Genomic DNA, 23,748 nt, shown 5'->3' on the forward strand with positions numbered 1-23,748 from the left:
GTTACTCGTGAACCTCCGTCGGCGGCACGCTGCGCGTCGCCGGGTTGGTCTTGACGACGACGCCGCCGAGGCGGTCCTGCAGGTACTGCGAGACGATCCCGATCGCGACGAGCGCGGCGGTCAGCTTCGCGGTCGTGTCGCCGCCGAGCGTGATCCCGAACGGCTCGATCAGCGCGACCACGGTGCTCAGCAGCGCCGCCGCGGTGACGGGCAGCTTGAGCGTCGCGAGGTCGTCGAGGAAGGCGCGCAGGAAGCTCATCGCGACCCCGTCAGGAAGAGCGTGCGCTCGGCGCGGCGGCGGCGCGCCAGGCCGGGCAGCGAGACCGGCGGGTCGCCGGCCTTGTCCCACCGCAGCAGCTCGTCGGCGGCGACGTTCCAACGCTGGGCGCGCAAGGCTCTGCCGATGCCGGTGTCGCTGCCGAGCGCTCCGGTGCCGACGTTGTAGACGAACGAGACGAGCGCGTCGTGCTGGTGCTGCACGAGCGGCAGCCGCAGCGCGGTCACCGTCGGCTCGTACTGCGTCGCGAGCTGTTGCCGGAGCAGCTGACGCGCCTCGGCGTTGGTCAGCTGGCCCGGCGTGCTCTGATCCGCGACCCACGTCGCGCGCTGGTCAGCGGCGGTGACGGGCCCCAGGTGGAGCAGATGGCCGTAGCCGACGGTCGCGTGACCGGCGGGGTCCGCGTAGGGCCGCGCGTAGAAGCCCTCGAACTCCTCGATCAGCGCGAGGCCTGTCGCGGAGATCCGCAGCTGCGGGGCGGGTGCAGGCGCGGCGATGCTCGGCGGGGCCGTGGGCGGCGCACCCGCGGCGGGCCTGCCCGCCGGCGCGACCGGCGCCGCGGCCTTGCGTCTGGACCACACCCGCCAGCCGTAGCGGCGCCGCAGCGCCGCGAAGGTCTTCGGGCCGACGATCCCGTCGGCGTCGAGCCGGACGTGCCGTTGGAACGTTCTCACGGCCTCCACGAGGGCCGGGCCGAAGGTGCCGATCTTCTTCGCGGGCTTGCCGTCGAAGTAGCCCCCGCGCCGCAGGTAGACCTGCACCGCGCGCACGTCAGGCGATCTCGTGCCGCGGCGCAGCGGACGCGCGCGCAGGCGGTCGAGGATCGTCAGCGGCCTGGCGAGGCGGACGGCGGCGGCGTGGAGGTCGCCGGCGCTGTCGGCCTCGACGTGCCAGCCCTCGCCGGGAACCGTCAGCGAGGTCGCGACGCCGTGCGCGCGCAGCCAGCTGCGCAGGCCCGCGGTGCCGACGCCGGCGTACATGTCGACGTCGAGCGCGTGGTCCTGGCGGCCGCTGCGGATGTGCGGCGCGGAGTGCGACGGGACGGCGGCGAGGTTGCCGATCCCGGCTCTCCAGAGGTCGTAGAGGCGCTGCTGCTCTTCGAAGGTGCGCTGGCCGCTGTTGAGCTGGAACGCGACGCCGGCCCGGCGCGCGGCCGAGAGGACGTGGAACCAGTCGTCGCTGACGCGCTGACCGTCGAAGGAGCGGACCATTGCGGCGCAGCATGCGACCGCCGGCAGCGATCCGCCTAGCGATCCGGCGGTTCCTCCGGAGGTTCCGCCGGATCGCCCACCGTCAACAGGATCTTGGCCGCTGCAGCAGCTACGATCCCGTCCGTGCTGCTGAGAGAAGCTCGTGAGCGCGCCGGTCTTTCACGCGAAGGCCTCGCCCGTCGTTCCGGCGTGAGCGCGCGCCAGATCTACGACATCGAGCACGCGCTCTGTTCGCCGCGCCGCGCGACGCGCGCGGTGCTCGCGGTCGCGGTCGGCCTGCCGCGCGACGGCATCGCCTGGCCCGCGCAGGCCGCGCGCAAGGCTGCCTGAGCGGTCGCTCCCCCTGGTCCCGATCCTGGGCCCGAACCGGGGCCCGAAACAGCCCGGATCCGGCACCCCCGCTCCACCCCACCCGACGCTCGATCGCTCCGTCCTGCCTGCGATCGCGGCCTGCTCGCACGACACGGCGACCGCCTTGTAAACAGGGCGCGAGTGGTTCGAGTAGCGTCCGCGGTTCCCGATGCTCCATCTTCGACTGTCTGCCGGCGAGCGCCTCGCCGAGAAGCTGCGCGGCGTGCGCGGCGTGCGGCGCGTGACCTTGCAGGACGGCGTCGTCTCGGCCGACGTGGACGAGGAAGCGGCCGATGCGGTCGTCGCGCTGCTGGCGTTTCACGAGGTTCCGGACGACGACTACGTGATCGCGCATCTCGACGTCGTCGCGCCGCGCGCGACGCTACAGCGCGGGACGCGCTCGCAGAGCGGGCCGGCGTGGGTCGAGGTGCTCGGCGAGGCGCGCGCGAACGCGCGACCGGTCGGGCGCTACCTGACGCTGATGGGCGTCGCCGGGATCCTGGCCGCGCTCGGCGTGCTCGACAAGAACGTGATCCTCGTGATCGGCGCGATGGCCGTCAGCCCGGATCTGCTGCCGATCTGCGCGATCTGCGTCGGGATCGTCGGCGCGCGCGTGCGACTCGTCTGGCGCGCGTCGCTGACGCTCGCGATCGGGCTGGCGCTCGGGACCGTCGTCGCAGCGCTGGTGACCTGGCTGCTGAAGCTGGCCGACTGGCTGCCGGACGACTTCGTCCTGAACCGCGGAGCGCTCGGCACGCTCGCGACCGTCGACATCTTCACGATCCTCGTCGCGCTCGCCGCGGGCGTCGCGGGCGTGCTCGCGTTCCAGACGCGCGCGAGCGCCGCGGTCGGCGTCGCGATCTCGGTCACGACGATCCCCGCGTCCGCCTATCTCGGCGTCGGGATCGGGCTCGGCGAGGGCCACAAGGCCGTCGGCGCGCTCGCCGTGCTCGGCGTCAACGTCGGCTGCATCATCGCGTCCGGCACCGTGACGCTGCTGATACAGCGGTACGCCGCGCACGTGCGGGAGCGGCGGCACGAGCACGCGGCCGCGGCTCGCAGCAGCAGCGACGGCGAGCGACGCGCCTAGCGGTGTCGGCAGCGCCGCCGGTGCCGACCAGCGCTGCGGCCGACAAGCCGCGTCTAGAGGATCCCGGCTTCTTCCAGCTCGGCGCGCCATGCGCCGGGCCGGGCCGGGCCCTCGTGCACGACGACGACGGTGTCGGCTCTGGAGGCCGGCAGGACGTCGACGATCTCCGTGAACAGGTACAGCTCGGAGCGCACCAGCTGGGCGGCCATCGCCGGGGGCGTCAGATCCGAGCCGAGCGACAGCTGCGTCGCCCACACGAACGATTCGTTGTCAGTCATCGGGGCCATCCGCAGATGGTAGCTCGCGCCCGGCGTCGGCTCAGGTGGCCGCGGGCGGCGGCGACTCGGGACCCGCGGCGGCGACCCCGGGCGGCAGCGCCAGCCCGGACTTGCGCTCCATCCGCCAGTCCCACCAGTCCTTCGCGGCGATCTGCAGCGAAGCGGCGACCGGGACCGCCAGCAGCGCGCCCGGGATCCCCAGCAGCGTGCCGCCGCACAGCACCGCGAAGATCACCCCGAACGGGTGGATGCCGACGGCGCGGTTCTGGATCCGCGGCTGCACGAGGTTGTTCTCGACCTGCTGGTAGACGATCGCCCAGACGACCCAGATGATCGTGTCGACCGGGAAGTCGGAGAAGACCGTCACGATGCCGACGACGATCGCGCCGAGCGTCGCGCCGACCATCGGGATCAGGTCGAACAGCGCCGTCAACACCGCCAACGGGGCCGCGAACGGGATCCCGAGGATCGTCAGCACGATGAAGGTGGTTATCCCTGCGATCAGCGCCTGGAACAGCGCCCCGGCGACGTAGGCGCCGACCGCCTGCCCCATCTGTTCGAGCGTTCTCCCTATTCGTCTGGCGCGGTCGGGAGGTTGCAACGCCAGCAGCGCGCGTATCCAGCGCGGACCGCTGCCGAGGATGAACGCGACCATGATGAAGATCGTGACCGCGGCGAAGACGGAGTTGACGATCCCGACGCCGAGGTCTCCGAGCAGCTGTGCCGCGTCGCCGATTCTCGACGGCAGGTCGTTCGCCCAGTCCTGGACCTTTCTGGTGACGTCGTACTCCTCGTTGATTCTCTGCAGCTTCTCGTTGTCGTTCACGTACTGGGTGAACTCGCGCGCGTAGTCCGGCACGCTCTCGACGAGCTTGGAGCCCTCCTTCACGAGCGGCGGCACGATGATCGCGAGCACGCCGACCGGCACCAGCAGCACGCCGATCAGCGTCAGCGTGATCGCGAAGCCGCGCTTCATCCGCTTCTGCAGCAGCGCGACCGGCCCCGACAGCGCGACCGCGACGAACGTCGCGATCAGCAGCCAGCCGATCGGCTTGCGCAGCAGGTAGACGAGGTAGAGACCGATGACGACCGCGACGACCGTGATCGTCGTCGTGAAGACAGCCCGCGCAAGCGACGCGGGGCGCTGCTCTGCACCCATGCCCCGACAGTTCGCCCCGGCGGACGCGGGTCCTGCCTCGCGCGCGGGAGAACAGCCGCGTGCGAGCGCCTACGCGACTTCGACGCGCGCGTCGGCCTCTGCCCGCGCGTCCAGCACCTTCACGAACCGCAGCGCGATCGCCAGCAGCACGAGCGTGACGGCGGTGCCGATCGCGAACGCGGCGACCATGCCGCCGGTCGGGTCGGCGAGGTCGAAGAAGTCGCGCCCGGCCGGGATCGCGTTGACGAGCACGAAGCCGACGGCCATCAGCGCGCACAGCCCCGCGACGATCCAGCGGCGCTTGCCGGGCTCGTCCTCGAGCACCATCACGATCGCCAGGCCGGAGGCGACGAGCGTCGCGACGGTGACGGTGCGGCCCTCCTCCAGCGTCGCGTCGAAGCCGTGGCGCGCGACCAGGTAGGCGACGAGGATGCCCGCTCCGGTCGCGATCCCCGCCGGCAGCGAGAAGCGCGCGATCGCCTTCAGGAAACCGTCCGGCCGCCACGGGCCGGTCGAGGGCGCGAGCGCGAGGAAGAACGCGGGGATCCCGATCGTCAGCGACGACGCGAGCGTGAACTGGCGCGGCAGCAGCGGGAAGACGCCGCTCGGCAGCGCGATCGTGATCAGCAGGAACGCGGTGAAGACCGCCTTCGTCACGAACAGCCGCGCGACGCGCTGGATGTTGCGCAGGATCTGACGGCCCTCGTGGACCATCTGCGGGACCTCGTCGAACTCGCCCGAGACGAGCACGAGGTCGGAGACCGAGCGCGCCATCTGCGTGCCGCTGCCCTGCGCGATCGCCAGCCGCGCCTGCTTCAGCGCGGGCACGTCGTTGACGCCGTCGCCGAGCATGCCGACGTACTCACCGGCCTCCGCCAGCACGCGCACGACGCGCGCCTTGTCCTCCGGCGAGATGCGCCCGATCGCGGGCGCGGCGCGCACCGCGGCGAGCAGCTCCGCGTCGTCCTCGGGCAGGCTGCCGCCGTCGAGCGCGGCCGACCGGGCGGGGATCCCCGCGTCGCGCGCGATCGCGCCGACGGTCGCCGGGTTGTCGCCCGACAGCACCTTCAGCGCGACCTCCTCGTGGCCGAAGAACGCGACCGTCTTGTCGGCGTCGTTGCGCAGCCGCTCGGCCAGCACGACGATCCCGAGCGGGCGGATCCCCTGCGGCAGCGGCGCATCGGGCGCGGCCGGCGGCAGCGGTCCGTCGGCGGCGACGAGCGCCAGCACGCGGCGACCGGTCGAGGCGTGCGTCGTCGCCAGCTCGCGCAGCGCGGCGGCGCCGTCCGCGGCGCTCGCCCCGTCGCCGCCCGCGACCGCACCGCCCACACCGCCGCCCCCGCCGGCCAACAACGCCTCCGGCGCGCCGAGCACGTAGCGCACGCCGTCCAGCTCCAGCGCGCTCCAGCGGCGGCGGGAGGAGAAGGGGACCTGCGCGGTCGGCTCGACGGCGGCGTCGTCGCCGGCCAGGCGCGCGTCGTTGACGGCGTCGAGCGTCCCGTTGCGCGACGGGGCGCTGGCGGCGAAGCGGCCGAGCGCGGCGCGCAGCTCGTCCTCGGAGCAGCCGTCGCCGGGCAGCGTCTCGACGACGCGCAGCGCCGCCTCGGTCAGCGTCCCGGTCTTGTCGGTGCACATGACGGAGACCGACGCGAGCGACTCGATCGCGTTGAGCTGCTGCGCCAGCACGCCGCGGCGGGCCATCTTCGCGGCCGACACCGCCATCGTCAGCGAGACGAGCAGGATCAGCCCCTCCGGCACGATGTTGACGACCGCCGCCGTCAGCGTCTCGACTGCCTGCGCCTGGCTCACGTCGCGGATCGCGAGCGAGATCCCCAGCGCCAGCGCGAGCGGGAACATGACCGCGACGAAGACGATCAGCAGTCTGTCCATCGCGCGCTCCAGCGGCGAGCGCGGATGGCGGAAGGCGCGCGCCGTCGCGGCCAGTCTGGAGGCGCGGCTGTCGGGGCCGACGGCGGTCGCCTCGAACGTGCCGTCGCCGTCGACGACGAACGAGCCGGAGAAGACGCCGCGCCCCTCCTCCCCGCGCACCGACTCCGACTCGCCGGTCAGGTTGGACTCGTCGAGCGCGAGCCCGTCGGCGCGCACGAGCCTGCCGTCGGCGACGACCTGGTCGCCCGCCTGCACGCGCACGAGGTCCCCGACGACGACGTCGGCGACCGGGACTCTTCTCGTCTCGCCGTCGCGGATCACGCTCGCGTGCGGCGCGACCAGCGCCGCGAGCCCGTCGAGCGCCCGCTTGGCGCGCACCTCCTGGAAGATGCCGATCGTCATGTTGGCGATCAGGATCCCGACGAAGAGCGCGTCCTTGGGATCGCCGAAGAAGATCGTCAGCAGCCCGAAGACGAGCAGGATCAGGTTGAAGATCGTGAACGTGTTCGCGATCACGATCGAGCGGTAGGAGCGGCTCGTCGCCTGCTCCGGCAGCGGCCCGCGCTGCTGCAGGCGTCGCTGCGCCTCCGCCTCGGTCAACCCGCTCTGCGGTGTCGCGCGCGCGACCTCTGTCCCGGTCATGCCGGGGAGGCTAGTCGACGGCCCGGCCCGCGACGGTGCGGCTGACCGAACGCGCGAGCGCGGCGGGTGCCAGGAGGCTCCCGCCGCGCTCGCCGCGACTACGGCTGCTGTTGCCGCGAACGCGTCAGCCGCGCTTGAGCACGATCCGCTTCGTGCTCACGTGCGCGCCGCTCGCGTCCTTGACCGCGGCCTGCAATCTGACCGCGATCGATCTGTGCGCTCTGAGCGCTCTTCTGCCGGCTCTGCCGAGCTTCAGCTGGACCGTGACGGTCCGGCCGGCTCTCAGCGTCACCGTCTTGCGCGCCAGCACTCTGCCGCCGGCGCTTCTGAGCGTCACCGTCGCGCTGCACGTTCTCGTGCCGCTCGCCGAGCAGCGCAGCGCGACCTTCACGATCCCTGCTCTGCCGACCTTGACGCTTCTCGGCGCTCTGAAGGAGACGCCGCGTCTGACGACGGTCGGGTTCGGGGCCGGCGGCGCGGGCGGAGCGGGCGGCGCCGGCGGCACCGGCGGCACCGGGGCCGGCGGGATCGGCGTCGGGGGCTCGGGGACGTCGTCCGGATCGTCCGGCGTCGGATCGTCCGGATCGTCCGGCGTCGGGTCTGCTCTGTAGGTCAGCGGCGGCACCGTGTCCGGCTTGACGTGGCCGTGCGCGACCTGGTCGAACGCGTAGGCGTAGCCCATCAGCTTCGCGTCGTCCCACGCGCGTCCGACGATCTGCAGGTTCATCGGCTCGCCGTGGTCGTTGACGCCGGCCGGGAAGGCCACCGTCGGCGCGCCGACGCCGTTGGTCGGCGGGTCGCCGCGGCCGAACGCCGAGCTGCCGCCGTCGTTGAGGCTGATGTCGCTGCGCAGGCCCGGGAAGACGACCGCGTCGATCGACCCCGGCGACGGCGTCGCCGTGTCCGGGACGACCGGGTTGGACGGCGCGTCGAGCCAGTCGGCGACCTGCGTCTTGCCCAGCGCACGCGCGTCTCTGTACGCCTGGATCTGCGTCGGCGTCATCATGCCCGTGCTGCTGTAGCCGTTCTGGAACGATCTGTAGCGGTAGGGCAGCCGTCTGGGGTTGGCGAGGATGTCGCGCGGGTCCTTGTACGGCGAGTTGGGGTGGTCGTCGATCCAGAACTTCCAGCCCGTGTACGCCTTGTCACCGCCCGCCGAGGCGAAGCTTCTCGGCGCGTCGATCTGCACCAGCGTCGCGCCCGCGTCGGTGAAGTATCTGAGCGCCTGCAGCTGTGCGTTGACGGTCCCGGTCGTCGCGAACGGGTCGACGAACGCCGAGGCGTAGTAGCCGATCCGCTTGCCTCTGAGCGCTTCTCTGTCGAGCGAGTCGCGCCAGTCCGCCGGCCGCTTCTCGTCCGCCTCGGCGGTCAGCGGGTCGAGCGGGTCCGTGCCCGTCGTGACGTTCAGCATGTCGGCGAGGTCGCCCGCGGAGCGCGCGATCGTGCCGGGGAAATCCTGCAGCCACGAGAGCGGCCAGACGCCGTGCGAGCTGGCGATCCCGTCGGTGCCGCGCAGCGTCCACAGCGAGGCGGCGCTGGCGGGGCCGTAGAGCGAGTCGCCGGTCTGCGAGCCGAGGCCCGCGGCGGCGAAGTCGGCCGCCGTCGCGACGGCGGTGCCGCCCGAGGAGGCGATCGACGACTTCGACGGCTCGAACGCGTTCCAGACCTGGCCCCAGGCATCGTCGGAGTACTGACCCGAGAGCGCGTACTCCTCCATCGCGGCCTTGCCGAGGATGATCGCGCCGGCTCTGCGCAGCAGCGCGACCTGCGTCGAGTCGGTCTCGGGCTGGAAGCCCTCGAACGCGAGCGACCCGTTCGTCGTCGGCATGTCCTTCGTGTCGTAGAGGTCCTTCGCCACGACCGGGATGCCGAGCAGCTGCCCTCTGGCGCCCGTGGCGCGCGCGTCGTCGGCGGCCTTCGCCTGCGCCATCGCGTCTCTGGCGACGTAGTGCATCGAGTTGAGGCCCCACGGGCCGACGTCGTACGCCGCGATGCGGTCGAGGTAGGCGCGCGTGATCTGCTGCGAGGTCGTGACGCCGGACTCCATGTCCGCCTGCATGTCGTCGATCGACTTGCCGACGACGTTGTACGGCGAGCCGGTCGTGGTCGGTTCCGGCGCCGTCAGCGGCGGCATCGCGGGCACGCCCGCGACCGCGCAGTTGGCGGGGTCGAACGCCGTGATCGTGACCGCCGAAAGGTTCCAGTTGGCGAGCGAGCAGAGATCGGGCGTGCTGAGGTCGGACAGGACCGGTCTGGCGGCGAGTCTGGCGGCCATGTCTCTGACGGCCGTCGTCTGCGCGCCCGGCGCGGTCGTACCGGTGCCGGTGTCGGACTCCGTCGTTCCGATCACGACGAAGTGCACGAGCGACTTCGTCTGGCCCGGCAGCAGCGTCAGCGTGTTCTGGTAGCCGACGAAGTTGGCCTCGTGGGCGCTCGCGAACGGCGTCTCGTCGAACGGGTCGCGCACGAAGTTGACCGTGCGCGTCATCGCACCGCCGAACGGGCTCGGGGTGCCGAGCACGATCGCGGAGGGACCCGCGGCTCTCGTCTCGGCCGGCGCGACGCCGGTGCGCATGAGCACCCACGAGTCGTCGGTCCCGGCGGTCAGGTCGCCGCTCGAGCTGGCGCCGACGCTGGTGTTCGTCGAGCCGGACGCATTGCCGATGCCGGTCTGGCCGCCGAACGCGACGTCGACGGTGATCGGAAGGTCGGTCGTGTTCTTGAAGGTGTCGAGCCAGCGACCCCAGTTGTCGGCCTGGCTGAAGCGCATCGAACGCTCGATCGCGACGCCGCCGAGATCGACCGATCTCGTGCTGGAGAAGCGGTCCGGCGGATCGAGCTTGAGCCCGAAGCCGCGCACCAGCTCGCCGTTGCGCAACGGATCGGTCGAGACCTGCACGCGGATGCCGCCGAAGCCGCGCAGCGCGTTGGAGGTCGTGTCGCGGATGCTGCCTGTGTCGACCCGCGGCGCGGCCGCGTCCTGGACGCCCCAGTACTCGCCGTTGGAACTCGCCACGTAGTTGTACGCCTGTGCCGCCCCGGCACCTCCCAGCGTCACCGCCGCCGCGCCCAGCAGCGCGGCGACCCCCTTCAGAATCGGTCTCCCATCCTGCATTCACAGCTCCTCTTCGAATGTGAAGAAGATGCTGTTGGACGCGTGGCCGGCTCCGAATGGCCATCGGGCGAACGTTTGCGCGGGTACGTCTTCCAACCGGTAGCCGGTGCTTCGGGCGTGTCGGCGTTGCGGTTCAGGCGAACTTGCGCAGGCCCGGATGGATTCCCGGGGTGAGGCCCTCGGCATCGGCGAGACGCTGCAGCTGCGCGGTCAGCGCATCGCGCTCGGCGGGCGTCAGCGAGGCGGTCAGGCGCTCCTCCTGCGCGATCCCGATCTGCCGCACGCGCTCGACCATCCGCTCGCCGTCGGCGGTCAACCGCAGCGCGAAGACACGGCGGTCGGTCGGCGGGCGGTCGCGGCGAACGAGGCCGCGCGCCTCCAGCTCGTCGATCATCCCGACGAGCCGGTTGGCCGGGATCCCGAGCTTCGTCGCGAGCGCCTGCTGGCTCTGCCCGGGCTCGCGCCCGACCAGCTGCATGATCCCGACGTGCGGCAGGGCCAGCCCGAGCGGCTCGAGCGCCTCCTTGAAGGCGAACGAGACGTGAAAACCGAGCTGCGAGAGCACGAACGTGAGACCGTGCATGGCATCGGGTCCTGAGGGGCACATGACGTGGCCAGCGTATCAACTCGTTCTATGTCGGAATGATGACTTGCGAGGATCATTCCAATCTGGAACGATCTTGGCCGTCGCCACGATCCGTCAGGAGCACACCGATGTCAGGCCCCGACACAGCAGCCCCCTCACACAGCGCCGCCGGCGAACCTCTGCCGAGGCACGTCTGGATGGTCGCGATCGTCGTCGTGCTCGGCGCGATCATGACGATCCTCGACACGACGATCGTCAACGTCGCGATCGACACGCTGGCGAGAGACTTCGACGTCTCGCTGTCGACGATCCAGTGGGTCTCGACCGCGTACCTGCTGTCGCTCGCGATCGTGATCCCGCTGACCGGCTGGGCGGCCGATCGATTCGGCACCAAACGACTGTGGATGTCGTCGGTCGCGCTGTTCGTGCTCGGCTCGGCGCTCTGCGGTCTCGCCTGGAACGCCGACTCGCTCATAGCGTTCCGCGTGCTGCAGGGGCTCGGCGGCGGCATGGTGATGCCGGCCGGCATGACGGTGCTGGCGCAGACGGCCGGCCCGCAGCGCGTCGGACGCGTGATGTCGATCGTCGGCGTGCCGATGCTGCTGGGGCCGATCCTCGGCCCGGTGCTCGGCGGCTGGCTCGTCGACGACGTCTCGTGGCGCTGGATCTTCTACGTCAACGTCCCGATCGGCGCGATCGCGCTGCCGCTCGCCTGGAGAATCCTCGACAGAGACGTGCCGAGACCGAGTGAGAAGCTCGACCTGCTCGGCCTGCTGCTCGTCTCCCCCGGCCTCGCGCTGTTCGTGTACGGCCTCGCCGAGACCTCGACGAAGGGCGGGATCGGCTCGGCCGGCGCGCTGATCCCGATGGTCGCCGGCGTCGTGCTGGTGGCGCTGTTCGTGCTGCACGCGCTGCGCTCGCCGCACCCGCTCGTCGACCTGCGGCTGTTCAAGGTGCGAGCCTTCTCCGCCGCGGCCGGGGTGACCGTCCTGTTCGGCACCGCGATGTTCGGCGGCATGCTGCTGTTCCCGCTCTACTACCAGATCGTGCGCGGCCAATCGGCGCTCGACGCCGGCCTGCTGATGGCGCCGCAGGGCCTCGGCGCGGCGCTGATGATGCCGATCGCGGGGCGGATCGTCGACAGAGGCGCCGCCGGCAAGGTCGTGCTGACCGGCCTGCCGCTGGTCGCGCTCGGCTACCTGACGTACACGCAACTCGGCGCCGACACCTCCTACGCGCTGCTGGCGGGGTCGCTGTTCGTCGCGGGCCTCGGTACCGGCATGACGATGATGCCGGCGATGTCGGCCGCCTACCAGACGCTCTCGCACGCCGACGTCCCGCGCGCGACGACGACGCTGAACGTGCTGATGCGCGTCGGCGGATCGATCGGCACCGCGCTGTTCGCCGTCGTGCTGCAGCACCAGATCAGAGACGGGCTGCCGCCGGCCGCCGCGAACGCCGGCGGCGGCGGGCTCGGCGCGCTCGAGGCGATCCCGGCGAACGCGGTCGACAGAGTCGCCCCGCTGCTCGCGGACGCGTTCGCGCACACCTTCTGGTGGCCGGTGATCGTGCTGCTGATCGCGATCGTTCCGGCGCTGTTCCTGCCGCGCAGACGGCCGGCGGCGCCGGTCGCCCCCTCCACGAGCGACAGACCGGCGCCGGAGGTGACACACGAGGTCGTGCAGGCGTAGAGTCTGCACATGAGAACGCTGCCCGTTGTCGCGCTGGCGGGAGCCGCGCTCGCCCTCGCCGCCCCGGCCGCCGTCGCCGACCCGCAGGGCCGCTCGACGCTGCAGGAGACGATCCAGGTGCAGGGCGGCTACGGCAACGGGCCGTACCACCCGCTGCAGCGCGGCAGAGGCGAGCCGTACACGGTCCGCACGACGCTCGCGCCCGCCAGACGCCAGCGCCTGAAGCAGCGCACGTCGCTGGCGTTCTTCGGGCAGCTGACCGACCCGCAGATCGCCGACGAGATGTCGCCCGCGCGCGTCGAGCTGCTGGACCCGGCCGGCGGCGCGGTCAGCGCCTCATGGCGCCCGCAGGAGGCGCTCGGGCTGCAGACGTTCGACGCGATCGTGCGCAACGTCAACCGCAACCGCGTCAGCGCCGTGAAGCAGGGCGACGGCAGACGGGCGAGACTGGGCTTCGCGATCACGACCGGCGACCTGCCCGACAACACCCAGCGCAACGAGACGCAGTGGATGGTCAGAGTGCTCGACGGCGGGCGCGTCGACCCGTTCTCCGGCAAGCCGATCACGGCCGCCAACGACTGCCCCGGCGCGACGCCTGCGCAGACGGCGAAGCTGAACGCCGACATCGCCGCGCGCCGCTACACCGGCATCCAGGACTACGACGACTACCCAGGCGCGGGCGCCGACCGCCAGGCCGGCTTCTGGGATCCCGACAGCGCGCCGGCCGGCGGCGCCTACGCGAGCTTCCCGCGCTACCCGGGCCTGATGGAGCGCGCGCAGCGGCCGTTCACCGCCGAGGGGCTGAGGGTGCCGTGGTACTCCTCGCGCGGCAACCACGACGGGCTCGTGCAGGGCAACGCGCCGGCCTCGAGCGCCCTCTTCCGCGGGATCGCGACCGGCTGCCTGAAGATCTACCCGTCGTCCGCGTTCGATCCGGCCAGACTTGCCGGCAGAAGCGGCAGCGAGGTGTTCGCCGAGATCGGCAGCCCGCTGTTCATCGGCGGGTTGCTCGCGGGCGCCGCGCAGACGCCGCCCGATCCTGACCGCGCGCTCGTCTCCAAGCCCGAGTACAAGCGACTGCAGGGCCGCGCCGACGACCGCCACGGCTTCGGCTGGACCGACCCGGCCGAGCTGCGCGCCTCCGACGGGACGGCGCTCTACTACTCCTACGCGCCGCGCAGAGGGCTGCGGCTGATCTCGCTCGACACGGTCGCGGAGGGCGGCGGCTCGGAGGGCAATCTCGACGACCCGCAGTACCGCTGGCTGGCGAGAACGCTGAGAGCCGCCGCGGCCAGAGACGAGCTGGTGATCGTCTACGGCCACCACACGCTCGAGACGCTGACGAACAGAACGCCCGACGAGGCGGCCGGCTGCACCGATCCCGACGGACCGGGCTGTGACGGCGACCCGCGCAGATCGACGCCGCTGCACCTCGGCGTGAGCGGACCGAAGAGCATCCGCGACCTGCTGCTGTCGCAGCCGCACGTGATCGCGTTCGTCAACGGCCACACGCACCACAACGGCGTGCGCGCGTTCAAGCGCGGCGGCCATGGCTTCTGGCAGGTCAACACCGCCGCGCACATCGACTTCCCACAGCAGTCGCGCGAGCTGGAGCTGATGGACAACCGCGACGGCACGCTGTCGCTGTTCGGCACGATCCTCGACACGGCGGCCCCGATCGCCCCGCCGAAGCCCGGCGCCGCGGCCGGCTTCAGCGACGTCCAGCTCGGCTCACTCGCCCGCACGCTCGCGGCGAATGACCCGCAGACGCGCGAGGTGACCGGCGGCGGCGGGCCGGGCAGACGCAGCGACCGCAACGTCGAACTGCTGATCCGGGATCCGCGCTGATCGTCACAACGTCGCGGGTCGCGCGAGAGTGCCGCATCGTGGATGCTGGGCGCGATCCGATTTCGTGATCAGACCGGGGTCGTCTTTGAACGAGATCGGATCGTGTCCAGCGCCGCGAGGCGGTGCTCTCGCGCGACCCGCTAGCTAGCCGCCGATGGGTGCTCGGGGGTTTGCGCCCCAGAACAGTTGCGTGCCCATCATGCCGATCAGGTGCACGTAGACGAGATTGAGCACCATCGACTTGGCCGTCGCGGTGCCGACGCCGACGGGGCCGCCGCTGGCGTTGTAGCCGTAGTAGCAGCCGACGATCACGATGCCGGTCGCCATGAAGGCGCCCTTCAGCAGCGAGAACAAGAGGTCGGTCGGATTCTGGAAGGCCCAGAAGATCAGCTCGTAGCCGCCGGCCGAGACCTCGTGGATCTGCACCACGACCGCAAGGTAGGAGGCGATGAAGGCGGCTCCGACGCCTCCGATGTAGACGAACGGGAGCACCATCCAGGAGGCGAGCAGGCGTGTGCCGCAGAGGAACGTCATCGAGCTGATGCCCATCACCTCGAGCGCGTCGATCTCCTCCGTGATCCGCATCGAGCCGATCTCGGCCACGATGCCGGTGCCGACCTTCGCGGCCATCATGTAGCCGAACGCGTAGGGGACCAGCTCGCGCAGGTCGCACCAGGCGGTGAAGACGCCGGCGTAGTTCGGCGTGCCGGTGCCGCGCGTGAAGTAGGCGCCCTCGATCCCGCACTGCAGGCCGATGATGAACACCAGGCCCCAGATCACGAGCGTCGAGGAGAGGATCAGCAGGCCGGCCTGGCGCAGCGCCTCGCCGAAGAAGCGAAAGACGCGCCCGCCGTAGACCTCGCCGAACATGCGCATCGCGAACCGCACGATGTCGCCGAACGACTCGATCCATCCACGCGGTACCGCCAACCAGCTCATGCGGTCTCCCCGCCGTTCACTCTCCACCGGGCCATGCCGGAGGCGATACTAGGCGATGGCGAAACCGCTGGCGCTGGTTCCATCAGGCGCTGATGTCGCGTCGCTTCAGGAGCACCGCTCCGGCGATCGCGAACAGCGCGCAGTAGGCCAGCAGCAGCAGCCCGGCGGGGATCTGCGCGAGCGTGTCGGTGTCGCCGCCGAAGTCGCTGTTGGCGAGGCCGCTGGCGACGCCGTTGAGGCCGAACTTGCTGATCGCGTCGTCGAGCCCGGGGATGATCGTCAGCAGCGACTCGATCACGAACAGGTATGCCAGCGTGCCGACGATCGCGCCGACCTGGTTGCGCACGACCGCGCCGATCCCGACCCCGAGCGTGGCGTAGAAGGCGATCGACAGCGCCGTGCCGCCGCCGGTCTTGATCACGTTGGCGGCGTCGAGCCCTGTCTCGATGTCGCGCAGCGAGAAGATCAGCGCCGACAGCACCAGCGTCAGCAGCACGGTCAGGATGCCGAACAGCAGGCCCGCGAGCAGGTGGACGATCAGCTTCGACGACAGCAGCCGCTCGCGGCTGGGCACGACCAGCAGCGACGGCGTGATCGTGCCGTGGCGGAACTCGCTCGTGACGGCGAGGATCCCCAGCACGACCGCGAACAGCTGCGCGATCGCGGCGACGCCGAGCAGATCGAGGCCGGGCGGCGTGTCGCCGGGGCCGTAGGTCCAGTCGCCGGTCGCCGCGGCGACGCAGACGATCAGCAGGACGAGCCCGAGCGCGCTGCCGACGAGCGCGTAGAACGTCCGCGTCGTGCGCAGCTTCAGCAGCTCGCTGGAGAGCGCGCGGCTCATCCGCGTGCTCCTCGCGCGCGGGCGGTCGCCGCGGCGTGACGCGCGCTCATGCCGGTCCCCCGGTCGTGCCGGTCAGTTCGAAGAAGACGTCCTCGAGCGACTCCGCCACCGGCGACAGCTCGGAGATCACGACGGCGTTGGCGGCGATCACGCGGCCGACCTGTTCGCCGCTGCGGTCGGAGATCACGATCGCGCTGTCGCCGTCGAGCGCTCTGACGTCGGCGCCGTCGGCGCGCAGCAGCTGCGCGAGGCGGCCGACGTCGGGGCCGGCGACCTTGACGCCGCCGGCGTGACGCGCGAGCAGCTCGTTCAGCGGCGCCTGCAGGATCGATCTGCCGCGGTGGATCACGACGACGTCGTCGGCGGTCTGGGCGACCTCGGCGAGCACGTGCGAGGAGACGAGCACCGCGCGGCCCTCCGCCGCGAGCGCGCGCAGGAAGTCGCGCAGCCAGCGGATCCCCTGCGGGTCGAGGCCGTTGGCGGGCTCGTCGAGCACGAGCACGCGCGGATCGCCCAGCAGCGCCGCCGCGAGCCCGAGCCGCTGGCGCATGCCGAGCGAATAGCCCTTCGTGCGGCGTCTGCCGTCCTGGCTCAGCTGCACCAGCTCCAGCAGCTCCTCGACGCGCGCGTCCGAGACGCCGGCGCCGCGCGCGAGCGTGCGCAGGTGGTTGCGGCCGCTGCGGCCGGGATGGAACATGCCGCCGTCGAGCACCGCGCCGACCGACGCGGCCGGGTTCTCGATCGTGGTGAACTGCCTGCCCTCGATCGTGACCGTGCCGCCGGTCGGGTTGATCAGGCCCAGCAGCGCGCGCAGCGTCGTCGTCTTGCCGGCGCCGTTGGGGCCGAGGAAGCCGACGATGCGGCCGAAGTCGACGGAGAACGACAGGTCGTCGACGGCGAGCTTGTCGCCGAAGCGCTTGCTGAGTCCCACCACCTCGATCGCCGTCCCCATGCCGGGGTATTCGTATCGCATGACGCGGCGGCGCCACCGCGCGGGTGTCAGGCGTCGGCCGCGAGCAGGCGCGCCAGCTCGGTGCGCGAACGCACGTCGAGCTTGCGGTAGATGCGGCTGAGGTGGCGCTCGATCGTCTTCGGCGACAGGAACAGCGCCGCCGCGACCTCTCTGTTGGTCATCCCGTGCGCGACCATCAGCGCGACCTTCAGCTCGTGCGGGCTCAGCTCGTCGCGCGTGCGCGGGGAGCTGTCCGCCGGGCGCGTGCCGCCGGCCGCGCCGAGCTCGTCGGCGGCGCGCCGCGCCCACGGCTCCGCGCCGAGCGCGCGGAACGTCCGCAGCGCCGCCTCCAGCGGCTCGCGGGCGTCCATCCGCCGGCGCCGCCGCCGCAGCCGCTCGCCCCACGCCAGCTGCGTGCGCGCGCGCTCGAACGGGCCGTGGTCGCGCGCGTGCCAGGCGAGCGCCGCCTGCGCGTGGACGTCGAGCTGCTCCGGCGCGGCGAGCAGCATCCGCCCGCGCTCCAGCACGGCGTGCGCCCATGCGCCGCCGGTCAGCTCGGCGTCGGCGGCGAGCCGCTCCAGCACCCGCTCGGCGTCCGCGACGCGGCCGACCCGCACGAGCGCCTCGACGTGGTCGCCCGCGAACTGCACGACGTTGGGCTCGTGCCAATGCAGGTCGTGCGCGCGTCCGGCCGCGGCGTCGAGCGCCTCCGCCGCCGCTTCGGGCCGGTCGGCGACCAGCTCGGTGCGTCCGAGCGCGGCGAGCAGGTAGATGCCGAGGTTCGTCGCGTGCGCGGCGTCGGTCAAGGCGAGTCCGTCCAGGGCATGCGCACGTGCCTGCTCGATCTGGCCGACGCCCGCCTCGACGTGCGCGAGCGTCGAGAGGCAGAAGGCGAAGATCGTCGCCTGGTCGATCTCGCGCGCCAGCCGCACGGCCTCCTCGGCGTCGGCGTGGGCGGCGTCCCAGCGGCCGCGGCGCTCGTGCAGCATCGCGCGCACCGTCAGCGGGAACGGCAGCACGCCGAACGCGCTCGCCTCGCGGTAGTGCGCGATCAGCCGCTCGACGACGCGCTCGGCGCGCTCCTCCTCGACCCACATCGACGCCTGCGCGTAGAGGCCGAGCGGCTCGCCGAGGCCGGTCGGGTCGAGCGCCGCGGCGAGCGGCTCGATCTCCGCCAGCTCCCGCGCGGCGGCCGCGTGCGCGCCGCCGGTGACGGTGCGCGAGACGGCCAGCATGATCCGCGCGATCAGCTCGGGCGGGCCGCCGACGACCGCGGCGGACGTCTGCGCTCGCTCCAGGACCGAGAACATCCCGACCTGGTCGCCGGTCATCGTGTAGCCGATCGAGGACTCCAGCAGCAGCGCCGCGGCGCTGCCGTGATCGCCCGCGTCGGCCGCGCGCTGCGCCTCGCCCTCGAGGATCCGCTGCGCCGCGAGCGGCTCGCCGCGGCGCATCGTGAGGTTGCCGCGCAGCCGCGTCACGGCCGGTGCCAGCGCCGGCTCGACGCGTGCCCCGGCCTCGTCCAGCAGCGCCAGCGCGGTCGCGACGTGACCGGCGACGGCGTGGTCCTGCGCGGCGTCGAGCGCGCGCCGGCCCTGCGCGACGGGGTCGGTCGACAGCTCCGCCGCGCGCGCGAAGGCGCGCGCCGCCTCGGCATGGCCGCGGCGGGCACGCGCGTCCTGCGCGGCCGCCTCCAGCGCCGCGGCGACGGCCTCGTCGGCGCCGGTAGCGGCGTGCGCGAGGTGCCACGCGCGCACGCGCGGATCGTTCGCGACGGCGCCGAGCGCGGCGTGCGCGGCGCGGCGCTCGCTGCTGGCGGCGGCGTGGTAGACGGCGGCGCGCAGCAGCGGGTGGCGGAAGGTCAGGTCGCCGTCGCGCTCGGTGACGATGCGCGCCTGCTCGGCTGGCGCGAGCACGTCGTCGGCCAGCTCCAGCTGCCGCAGCGCGGCGCTCAGCAGGTCGAGCCGGCCGCGGTGCAGGGCGGCGGCGACCAGCAGCGCGCGGCGCGTGTCGGGCGCCAGCTGAGCGACCTGGCGCGCGTAGGCGCGCTCGATCGCGGCGCTCGCCGGCAGCGGGTCGGCCAGCGGCGTCTCCCCCGCCAGCTGCGCGGGCGTCAGCGCGCTCGGCAGCTCGATCAGCGCGAGCGGGTTGCCGGCCGTCGCGGCGACGAGCGCGTCCGCGACGCCGTCGGGCAGGCGCGGCGCGCCACGGCGCAGCAGCGTCAGCGCGGCCTCCGCGTCGAGGCCCTGCAGGCGCAGCTCCTGCAACCCGCTGAGGTCGATCCCGTCGTCGGCGCCGGCGCGCACCGCCAGCAGCATCCCGACGCCGCCGGCCACGAGCCGCCGCGCGGCGAACAGGATCGCGTCGCGCGAGGCGTCGTCGAGCCAGTGGACGTCGTCGACGACCGCCACCAGCGGCTGGCGCTCGGCCGCGCGCGCGAGCAGGCCGAGCAGCCCGGCCGGGACCGCGAGGCGGTCGTGCGGGGTCGGCGGCTCCAGCGCGAAGGCCGACTCGATCGCGCGCCGCTGTGCCTGCGGCAGCGTCTCGCGCAGGTCCAGCAACGGCGCGGCCAGCTCCAGCAGTCCGGCGTACGGGATCGCCGTGTCGGACTCGTAGCCGCGCGCCCGCAGCACGCGCACGCCGCGCGCGTCGGGGCCGGCCAGCGCCGCGTCGATCAGCGCGCTCTTGCCGACGCCCGCCTCGCCGCGCAGCAGCGCCGCGAACGCGTCGCCCTCACGCAGACTGCGCAGCCGCGCGCCCAACCACGCGGTCTCCCTCGTACGACCCTCCAGCATTCGCCGCGAGTCTCGCATGCGGATGCGCGTCGTGGGAGCGCTGAAGGTGGGAGATCCCTCCCGCGAACGTCCCGCGCGCCGCCCGCCGATCGCAGGATGTCAGCAGGCGGACCGTCTAGACGCCGTCGACCCCGCGCTCGGAGAGCCATTCCTCGACGGTGCGCGGCGGATCGCCTCTCCACTCGGCGCGCACGGCGAGGCGCATGATCGTGTCGGCGTCGGCGTCGAGCTCGTCGCGGCGGCGGCCGAGGTACTGCACGATCGCGACGGTGACCGCGACCGCGGGGTCGTCCAGCTCGACGTCGATCTGCTCGACCGCGTCGGCGAGCCGTTCCTCGAGGCCGTCGAGGATCGCGCTGATCGGCTCGTCGGCGTCTTCGAACAGCTCCTGCAGCGCGGCGATCGAGGGGTCCTGGTTTGCCGGGTCGGTCACGTCGACGGCACGGTTGACGACCTCGGCGAGGGTCGTCGGCTGCGGTTCGGTGGGCATGGCGGCGATCTACCCGCCGGTCGCAGCCGCGACGCATCCGATCGCAGCGCCGCGGCGCCGCTTCCGGCACCTGCGAACATTGGGGACATGGCCAATATCCAGCGCCGTTCCTCCAACCGACCCACGCGCAGCCAGAGAGCGCAGCGGGCGTATCAGCTCGTGATGGCATCGGGCGTCTTCGGCCTGATCGCCGTCGTCGGCCTCGTGCTCGCGATCGCCGGCGTGCTCGGCAGCGGGCTGTGGATCATCACCGCGATCATCGCGATCGTCTGCTTCCTGATGTTCAGACGGACCGTCAGCGGGGGCTGAGTCCCGCTGGGGCGGGCGCGCCAGCCCCGGCGCCGCCCTGCCCGCTCGCGCCGCCGCCGGCGCCGCCCTCGTTGCGCTCGCGCGCCGCGTCGCCGCCGCTGAAGTAGCTGACGATCAGCGCGACCATCCCGGTCAGCGCGAAGCACATCGCCGCAAGGCCCCAGCCGCCCGCGACGTCGGAGAACCAGTGCGCGCGCAGGTATATCCGCGTCAGCCCGACGACGACGGCGAGCGCGATCCCGACCGTCAGCACGGCCGCGCGCGCGGCCAGCCCGGGGAACGCGCGCCGCAGCGCGATCGCGATCGCGACCCAGAAGACGGAGTACGCCGCATGTCCGGACGGGAACGCCGAGCCGGCCGCGTCGATCAGCGCGTCGGTCGGGCGCGGCCGGTCGGTCGCCGCCTTCGTGATGTGGACGCCGGCGTAGGTCAGCACACCGCCGGCCAGCAGCGCGAGGCCCTCCAGCCACTCGCGCCGCGTCAGCAGCACGATCGTGACGAGCGCGAGCGCGCCGCCGGCGACCGGCAGCGAGCCCAGGTGGGTGAGGATCTTCGCCAGGTCCGTCAGCCACGCGCTCTGCAGGTCGGTCGACCAGCGGGCCCCGCGCAGGTCGCCGGGGGTGTGCGTGGTGATCGGGTCGAGCACGATCAGGTAGCCGAAGAAGACGAACGAGCCGACCGCGGCGACCGCCAGCAGGCTCGTCAGCTCCAGCCCGAGCTGGCCGGGCGTCAGGCGCTGCCAGAGGAACCGCGCCGGACCGGCGAGGCGCCGGCCGAGCGCGCGCAGGAAGCGGATCGCGGGGCCGATCGCGGGCTTCGGCTCCTGCGCGTCGATCCAGGCGTCGAGCTTCTCGCGGTTGCCCTCGACGCGCAGCCAGCGCACGACCACGACGATCGCGACGACGAGCACGATCACCGTCGCGAGCGCCAGCGTGCCCTGTCTGGCGATCTTCAGGACTCTGTCGAGCGAGTGCCAGAAGAGGTAGCCGACAAGCGAGAAGGCGGTGCACATGATCCCCGCGGCGAGCACGTCGTACGGCAGGAAGCGCCGCAGCGGCATGCCGGAGGACCCCGCGACGAACGGCGAGACCGCGCGCACGAGTCCGACGAAGCGGCCGAGGAAGACGGCCTTGCCGCCGTGCTTGGCGTAGAACGCCTCGACGTGCTCGATCTTCGGCTCGTCGATCTTGAAGCGCGGGCCGTGCTTGACGAGGAACTGGCGCCCGAGCCGGCGGCCTATGAAGAAGCTCGTGAGGTCGCCCGCGACCGCGGTGGTCCAGGCGATCGCTATCAGCAGGATGATGTTGATCTCGCCCTGGCCGGCGACGACGCCGCCGACGATGATCGCCGTCTCGCCCGGGACCAGCAGCCCGATCCCGGCGCCGCTCTCGAGGAAGCAGAGCGCGCCGACGAGCAGATAGGTCCACGTTCCGAGCGCTCTGCCGAGGTCGGTGAGCACCTTCTCGAGGTCCGGCAGCTCGACCAGGCCGGTGCCGTAGACGGCGCTGCCGGCGGCGACGATCAGCAGGCCGATCAGCAGCGGCGGCTCGAGTCTGCGCCGTCTCCACCACGCAAACGCGGCGACAGCGACCGCGACGGCGAACCAGATCGGCTTCACGCGGGGGCCCGCTCGGGTCGGCTGCTGAGAATCGTCGGCATCGCCGACATCCTGTCAATCCGGCCGGCCGTGCAGCGCGAGCGACTGGTTCTTCCAGCGCGGGTCGTCGGTCACCTCGCGCCCGAGCCACTCGGGCGAGTCGAACGCGTTGGCGGCCCGGTCGTCGGGGAACTCGACCTCCGCGACGACGAGCCCGGCGAGCTCGTCCTCGTACACGTCGACCTCGAACTCGAGCGCGTCGTCGGCCGGCACGACGTAGCGGCGCTTGACGATCCTGCGCCCCTCCGTCAGCGGCCAGAGCGCGTCGAAGCGCTCCTGCTCCAGCTCCAGCTCCTGCTCGACGCGGCGGCGCCCGCCGCCGGCCTTGACGGTCAGATACGCGTGCTCCCCGCGTCTGCGCACGCGCACCTCGACGTCGCCGTCGAGCGCCAGGTAGCCCTGCGAGATCGGCTCGGAGGGATGCTCCTCGAGCCCCTGCGGCGGGGCGTCGAGGACGAACTTGCGCTCGATCTCAGCGCCGCTCACGCCGCAGCCTCGGCGACGGCCGCCTCGACCCATGCCGCGATGCGCCGCTCGAACGCCTTCGGCGTCTCGGCGTAGAGGCGTGCGGCCAGCCGCCGCGCGTGCGCCTGCAGCTCCAGCCGCCGCTCGTCGACGAGCGCGAGGAACGGGTCGAGGTCGACGGTCGCAGCGCGCCCCGACAGTTCGATCCCGCGCTCCAGCCGTGCCCGCAGGACCGCGAGGTCGTGGTCGTCGCCGAGCAGCTCCGACAGCACGTGCGCCTGCTCGGCGTAGGCGTCGAGGACCTCGGTCCAGGCCGGCTTCAACAGCCGCTGGTGGTACCAGAGGTCCTTCACGCGCTTGCGCCAGTCGTGCAGGTGCTCGACGGTCGGCTCGGCCTCGGCCCGCTCGCGCTCGCGCGCCCCGCGTCTGTACGCGCGCGAGATCCCGGCGACGACCGTGTCCCAGTCGCTGTCGTCCAGCGGCCACTCTTCCACGCGCGCGTGGATGGCGCGGAGCTGGAGGGCGGCGGCCGCGGGGGCCTCAGCGGTCGTGGCGTCGGTAGCCGGCGCGGCCCCGGCCGCCGTGGCGGTGGGAGCGTCGCCCGCGGTCGCACCCGGCGCCCGCGCGGCCGCCGCCTCCGCCACGAGCGCGTCGTGCAGGGCGCCGAAGTCAGCCGACGGCAGCCGCCCGATCGAGCGCTCGGCGAGCGCGTCGACGGTCGCAACCAGCACGTCCGCGTCGCGCGTCGCCGACAGCATGCCGGCGATCTCGCGCAGCGCGTCGTTCTCGCGCCGGTAGACGTCGTCACCGAGCGCCGGTCGCACGAGCCGCAGCAACGCGCGCGACTTCTTCAGGTGCTTGCGCGCCTCGTGGATCGCCTTCGCGGGATCCTCGCCGGGGTTCTCGAGCTGCGTCACGGCGCCGAACAGCTGCTCGCGGGCAACAGCGCGGATGGAGGCCGGCAGCTCGTCGGCGAGGCTGAAGCGGTAGGACACGTGAGCAAGCCTAACCTGCGACGGACACGCCGAAAACATCCGACGCTCCGTCCGCGCCCAACTCCCTCCACGCTCATACGGTCGGACACAACACACGAGGGGGCGGCACGCGCAGCGCCGCCCCCTCGGTTCCCCCTGTTGCGCGCGCGCTTGCGTGGGCGCGTGCG

At 72.6% G+C, this 23,748-nt stretch carries 20 protein-coding genes; 5 read left to right on the forward strand and 15 right to left on the reverse strand.

Translation table 11 applies throughout. The annotated features are described in order from the left end of the window. Position 1: 1 nt before the first annotated feature. Together Q7L65_RS02700 and Q7L65_RS02705 are read right to left on the reverse strand one after the other, a co-directional pair. A complete protein-coding gene (locus tag Q7L65_RS02700) occupies positions 2-259 on the reverse strand; it encodes a hypothetical protein (RefSeq protein WP_304718678.1) in 258 nt (85 codons plus the stop codon). After that, positions 256-1,488, reverse strand: a complete 1,233-nt coding sequence (locus Q7L65_RS02705; protein ID WP_304718679.1) for a peptidoglycan-binding protein — start codon at positions 1,486-1,488, stop codon at positions 256-258. The genes Q7L65_RS02700 and Q7L65_RS02705 overlap by 4 nt, the downstream gene beginning before the upstream one ends. 123 nt (positions 1,489-1,611) lie before the next feature. Between Q7L65_RS02705 and Q7L65_RS02710 the strand changes: the two genes are divergently transcribed. Both Q7L65_RS02710 and Q7L65_RS02715 read left to right on the forward strand, forming a co-directional pair. Next, on the forward strand, positions 1,612-1,818 hold the full coding sequence (locus Q7L65_RS02710; protein WP_304718680.1) for a helix-turn-helix transcriptional regulator: 207 nt from the start codon (positions 1,612-1,614) through the stop codon (positions 1,816-1,818). 190 nt (positions 1,819-2,008) lie between these two features. Next, entirely contained in the window at positions 2,009-2,929 is a 921-nt protein-coding gene (locus tag Q7L65_RS02715; protein ID WP_304718681.1) for a DUF389 domain-containing protein, read from the forward strand. Between the two features lie 53 nt (positions 2,930-2,982). Here the strand turns inward: Q7L65_RS02715 and Q7L65_RS02720 are convergent, their stop codons facing one another. The 5 genes from Q7L65_RS02720 to Q7L65_RS02740 form a co-directional block, all read right to left on the reverse strand. Next, a complete protein-coding gene (locus Q7L65_RS02720) occupies positions 2,983-3,207 on the reverse strand; it encodes a hypothetical protein (RefSeq protein ID WP_304718682.1) in 225 nt (74 codons plus the stop codon). A gap of 40 nt (positions 3,208-3,247) precedes the next feature. Next, complete coding sequence (locus Q7L65_RS02725; protein ID WP_304718683.1) at positions 3,248-4,366, reverse strand: AI-2E family transporter; 1,119 nt, start codon at positions 4,364-4,366, stop codon at positions 3,248-3,250. Positions 4,367-4,435: 69 nt separating this feature from the next. Beyond that, complete coding sequence (locus Q7L65_RS02730; protein WP_304718684.1) at positions 4,436-6,898, reverse strand: HAD-IC family P-type ATPase; 2,463 nt, start codon at positions 6,896-6,898, stop codon at positions 4,436-4,438. Positions 6,899-7,022: 124 nt separating this feature from the next. After that, positions 7,023-10,013, reverse strand: coding sequence for an amidase (locus tag Q7L65_RS02735; RefSeq protein WP_304718685.1), 2,991 nt, complete (start codon positions 10,011-10,013; stop codon positions 7,023-7,025). A 133-nt stretch (positions 10,014-10,146) separates the two neighbouring features. Beyond that, complete coding sequence (locus Q7L65_RS02740; protein ID WP_304718686.1) at positions 10,147-10,596, reverse strand: MarR family winged helix-turn-helix transcriptional regulator; 450 nt, start codon at positions 10,594-10,596, stop codon at positions 10,147-10,149. Between the two features lie 131 nt (positions 10,597-10,727). Between Q7L65_RS02740 and Q7L65_RS02745 the strand changes: the two genes are divergently transcribed. Both Q7L65_RS02745 and Q7L65_RS02750 read left to right on the forward strand, forming a co-directional pair. Beyond that, entirely contained in the window at positions 10,728-12,290 is a 1,563-nt protein-coding gene (locus tag Q7L65_RS02745) for a DHA2 family efflux MFS transporter permease subunit (protein ID WP_370552505.1), read from the forward strand. Positions 12,291-12,299: 9 nt separating this feature from the next. Further along, the gene (locus tag Q7L65_RS02750) at positions 12,300-14,138 is read left to right on the forward strand and encodes a metallophosphoesterase (protein ID WP_304718688.1); all 1,839 of its coding nucleotides are present in this window, start codon (positions 12,300-12,302) and stop codon (positions 14,136-14,138) included. A gap of 144 nt (positions 14,139-14,282) precedes the next feature. Here Q7L65_RS02750 and Q7L65_RS02755 read toward each other — a convergent pair whose 3' ends face one another. The 5 genes from Q7L65_RS02755 to Q7L65_RS02775 all read right to left on the reverse strand — a co-directional run bounded on the left by Q7L65_RS02755 (position 14,283) and on the right by Q7L65_RS02775 (position 20,155). Further along, positions 14,283-15,077 carry an ABC transporter permease gene (locus Q7L65_RS02755; RefSeq protein WP_304718689.1) on the reverse strand — a complete coding sequence of 265 codons (795 nt, stop codon included), beginning with the start codon at positions 15,075-15,077 and terminating at the stop codon, positions 14,283-14,285. Positions 15,078-15,159: 82 nt separating this feature from the next. Then, a complete protein-coding gene (locus tag Q7L65_RS02760; RefSeq protein ID WP_304718690.1) occupies positions 15,160-15,918 on the reverse strand; it encodes an ABC transporter permease in 759 nt (252 codons plus the stop codon). Positions 15,919-15,964: 46 nt separating this feature from the next. Next, positions 15,965-16,891, reverse strand: a complete 927-nt coding sequence (locus tag Q7L65_RS02765) for an ABC transporter ATP-binding protein (RefSeq protein ID WP_304718691.1) — start codon at positions 16,889-16,891, stop codon at positions 15,965-15,967. Between the two features lie 26 nt (positions 16,892-16,917). Further along, positions 16,918-19,665 (reverse strand): AAA family ATPase, encoded by a 2,748-nt coding sequence (locus tag Q7L65_RS02770; RefSeq protein ID WP_304718692.1) that lies wholly within the window; start codon positions 19,663-19,665, stop codon positions 16,918-16,920. Between the two features lie 115 nt (positions 19,666-19,780). Then, positions 19,781-20,155: a hypothetical protein gene (locus Q7L65_RS02775; RefSeq protein WP_304718693.1), complete on the reverse strand. Its 375-nt coding sequence runs from the start codon at positions 20,153-20,155 to the stop codon at positions 19,781-19,783. An 87-nt stretch (positions 20,156-20,242) separates the two neighbouring features. On the opposite strand from Q7L65_RS02775, the gene Q7L65_RS02780 reads away from it, so the two are divergent. Beyond that, positions 20,243-20,464, forward strand: coding sequence for a hypothetical protein (locus tag Q7L65_RS02780; protein ID WP_304718694.1), 222 nt, complete (start codon positions 20,243-20,245; stop codon positions 20,462-20,464). On the opposite strand, the gene Q7L65_RS02785 is transcribed toward Q7L65_RS02780, so the two are convergent. From Q7L65_RS02785 to Q7L65_RS02795, 3 genes are read right to left on the reverse strand one after another with little or no spacing between them, the layout of a single operon-like run. Next, complete coding sequence (locus Q7L65_RS02785; protein WP_304718695.1) at positions 20,451-22,082, reverse strand: bifunctional DedA family/phosphatase PAP2 family protein; 1,632 nt, start codon at positions 22,080-22,082, stop codon at positions 20,451-20,453. The genes Q7L65_RS02780 and Q7L65_RS02785 overlap by 14 nt on opposite strands. A gap of 54 nt (positions 22,083-22,136) precedes the next feature. Beyond that, positions 22,137-22,607, reverse strand: a complete 471-nt coding sequence (locus Q7L65_RS02790) for a CYTH domain-containing protein (RefSeq protein WP_304718696.1) — start codon at positions 22,605-22,607, stop codon at positions 22,137-22,139. Continuing rightward, a complete protein-coding gene (locus tag Q7L65_RS02795; RefSeq protein WP_304718697.1) occupies positions 22,604-23,581 on the reverse strand; it encodes a CHAD domain-containing protein in 978 nt (325 codons plus the stop codon). The genes Q7L65_RS02790 and Q7L65_RS02795 overlap by 4 nt, the downstream gene beginning before the upstream one ends. Positions 23,582-23,748: the final 167 nt, after the last annotated feature.

The sequence above is a fragment of the Conexibacter sp. CPCC 206217 genome, assembly GCF_030646165.1.
Lineage (GTDB): Bacteria > Actinomycetota > Thermoleophilia > Solirubrobacterales > Solirubrobacteraceae > Conexibacter.

Coding starts and splice junctions, on each gene's coding strand:
- Q7L65_RS02700 (WP_304718678.1), bottom strand. CDS start 259: ATGAGCTTCCTGCGCGCCTTCCTCGACGACCTCGCGACGCTCAAGCTG.
- Q7L65_RS02705 (WP_304718679.1), bottom strand. CDS start 1,488: ATGGTCCGCTCCTTCGACGGTCAGCGCGTCAGCGACGACTGGTTCCAC.
- Q7L65_RS02715 (WP_304718681.1), top strand. CDS start 2,009: ATGCTCCATCTTCGACTGTCTGCCGGCGAGCGCCTCGCCGAGAAGCTG.
- Q7L65_RS02720 (WP_304718682.1), bottom strand. CDS start 3,207: ATGACTGACAACGAATCGTTCGTGTGGGCGACGCAGCTGTCGCTCGGC.
- Q7L65_RS02725 (WP_304718683.1), bottom strand. CDS start 4,366: ATGGGTGCAGAGCAGCGCCCCGCGTCGCTTGCGCGGGCTGTCTTCACG.
- Q7L65_RS02730 (WP_304718684.1), bottom strand. CDS start 6,898: ATGACCGGGACAGAGGTCGCGCGCGCGACACCGCAGAGCGGGTTGACC.
- Q7L65_RS02735 (WP_304718685.1), bottom strand. CDS start 10,013: ATGCAGGATGGGAGACCGATTCTGAAGGGGGTCGCCGCGCTGCTGGGC.
- Q7L65_RS02740 (WP_304718686.1), bottom strand. CDS start 10,596: ATGCACGGTCTCACGTTCGTGCTCTCGCAGCTCGGTTTTCACGTCTCG.
- Q7L65_RS02745 (WP_370552505.1), top strand. CDS start 10,728: ATGTCAGGCCCCGACACAGCAGCCCCCTCACACAGCGCCGCCGGCGAA.
- Q7L65_RS02750 (WP_304718688.1), top strand. CDS start 12,300: ATGAGAACGCTGCCCGTTGTCGCGCTGGCGGGAGCCGCGCTCGCCCTC.
- Q7L65_RS02755 (WP_304718689.1), bottom strand. CDS start 15,077: ATGAGCTGGTTGGCGGTACCGCGTGGATGGATCGAGTCGTTCGGCGAC.
- Q7L65_RS02760 (WP_304718690.1), bottom strand. CDS start 15,918: ATGAGCCGCGCGCTCTCCAGCGAGCTGCTGAAGCTGCGCACGACGCGG.
- Q7L65_RS02765 (WP_304718691.1), bottom strand. CDS start 16,891: ATGCGATACGAATACCCCGGCATGGGGACGGCGATCGAGGTGGTGGGA.
- Q7L65_RS02770 (WP_304718692.1), bottom strand. CDS start 19,665: ATGCTGGAGGGTCGTACGAGGGAGACCGCGTGGTTGGGCGCGCGGCTG.
- Q7L65_RS02775 (WP_304718693.1), bottom strand. CDS start 20,155: ATGCCCACCGAACCGCAGCCGACGACCCTCGCCGAGGTCGTCAACCGT.
- Q7L65_RS02780 (WP_304718694.1), top strand. CDS start 20,243: ATGGCCAATATCCAGCGCCGTTCCTCCAACCGACCCACGCGCAGCCAG.